A 2125-nucleotide genomic window follows, 5' to 3' on the forward strand; every position below is an offset into this window, starting at 1 on the left:
TCGTAGTTCACCGCGCCGTGCGTGGTGGTGTGCCGTACAAGCAGCGTGTCGGGTGACCCCGAGCGTGCCACCCGGGCGGACCGTGCCGCCCGGGTGGACCGGGTGCCGTCAGCGACGTGCGTCGGACCGCTTGCGGTGCAGCGTGAACTTCTCGAAGACCGAGAGCTCGCCGGCGGGCTTGTCGACGTTGTAGTACGTGACGTGCAGCCGGGTGGTGTCGCCGGGGAAGCGGCCCGGGTCGACGGTGAAGGCCGCGAAACCGTACGGGTGCTCGATGTCGCGCACGCCCGTCCAGACCGCCTCCTCCTTGACGTAGGTCGGCGCGCGCTTGCCGCCTTCAGGACGGCTGTCGGCCACCGCCGTCAGGACCTTCGCGGTGCCGTCCTTGAAGAAGGACTGGTTGGTGGTGCCGGAGACACCGCCGCCGCCGAGCACCATGTGCACGGTGCCCAGGCCCGTGTCGATGTCGTCGGTGCGGGTGGACGCCGGGTTCGGGGTCAGCGTCTCGCTGCCGCTGACGACGCCGCGCACGGCGAGGGACCGCTCGTAGTTGTGCTCGTGCCCGCAGACGACCAGGTCGACCTGGTAGCGGTCGAAGAGCGGGCCGTACTTGGCGCGCAGGCCCAGGTCGGCGCCGTTGGCGTCGGAGGAGGAGATCATCACCTGGTGCATGGCGACGACCACCCAGTCGATCTCGCGGTCCGCCCGGGCGGCCTTCAACTCCCGCTCCAGGAAGGCGAGCTGGCGTCCGCCGGAGTAGCCGTTGATGTAGAGGTCGCCACCGTCCTGCAGGCAGTTGTCGTCGTTCTGGAGCACGATGACCCGCACCGAGCCGGCGGTGAACGCATACCACAGGCCGGCGAGTTCGGCGTCGGTCTCGGTCGACGGCAGCGCGAAGTACGTCTGGTAGGCGCCCAGTCCGATCGGACCGTTGCCCGACTCGATCTCGTGGTTGCCCGCGGCGGGCATCCACGGCCGGAAGCGGGCCGAACGCGTGTTGTTGGTGAAGAAGTTGTTCCAGGTCCGCACCCGGTCCAGGTCCAGGTTGGCGTAGCACAGGTCGCCGTTGAGCAGGTGGAACAGCGGCGCGACCTGCTCGATGCCGGTGACGATGTCCTTCGTGGCGGGCGTGGAGTTGGCGTCCAGCGCCACGGTGCCGTCGGCCGCCCAGGTGACCTGCGGCGCCGACTGGTCGCCGAAGCTGGTGAAGGTCAGCGGCTGCCGGCCGCGCGGCGCGGTGGCGAAGGTGCCGCTGTCGGGGGTGGCACCGTCGTGCGAGACGACGTAGAAGTACTGCTTGCCGGGGGAGAGCCGGTTCAGTGCCGCGTGGTGGACGTAGACCTTCCGGCCGGACTTGCCGTCGGCGTAGACGCGGGTGACCGCGTCGGCACCCGAGCCGAGGCCGTGGTCGAGCGTGCCGTACATCACCCGGGGCCGCTTCACCGGGGCGTCGGTCAGCCAGGAGACCACCATCTGGGTGGACGGGTCCTTGCCGAACGTCAGGTGCAGGCCCTGCACCGGCGGCGCGCCGCCCGCGTCCGGCGACGGGTGGAAGGCCGGGGCACCCGCCGGGGCACCTGCCGGCGCGCTGCCCGGGGCCGACGCGGCGGCCGGCGTCGCGGTCAGCAGCGGCGCGGCCACCGCGGCGGCACCCGCGGTGCCGAGCAGCCCGACCGCGGTCCGGCGGCCGATGCGCGGACCGGACGAGGACTCCGACGAGGACTCGGACGACGACGGCTCGGACGGGTCCAGCGGGTCCAACTGTGCGACCATCATGGCTCCTTGGCGCGGATGCGGTGCGTGGAGGTGCTGAGCGGTGCCGGTGCCACCGGTACGGCGCGGTGACATCGGGCAGACTCCCGCCCGGCGGCGACGGGCAGTTGAACGGCGCCTTGCCGGACGGCGACGGAACCCACGGTGACGGGCCGGTCGCGGCGCCCGGGGCAGGCGCGGCCGCGGGTATGCCGCCGGACCACACCGGGTTCTCCGCGGACCGGACTCCGGACGCACGCGGTCCGGACTGCCTCCTCCTTGAGATGGATCGGTGCCCGCTTGCCGCCTTCGCGGCGGCCGTCGGCCACCGCAGGTCTGTTGTGGGGTTGTTTGTTCAGGACGTGGCCGTGGA

Annotated in this window: 1 protein-coding gene; it reads right to left on the reverse strand. The window is 72.0% G+C overall.

From position 1 onward, the window contains the following. Positions 1-108 precede the first annotated feature (108 nt). A complete protein-coding gene (locus tag AC13HU_RS36165; RefSeq protein WP_328461110.1) occupies positions 109-1773 on the reverse strand; it encodes a purple acid phosphatase family protein in 1665 nt (554 codons plus the stop codon). Between the last annotated feature and the right edge of the window lie 352 nt (positions 1774-2125).

This window comes from Streptomyces sp. NH27, assembly GCF_056859195.1.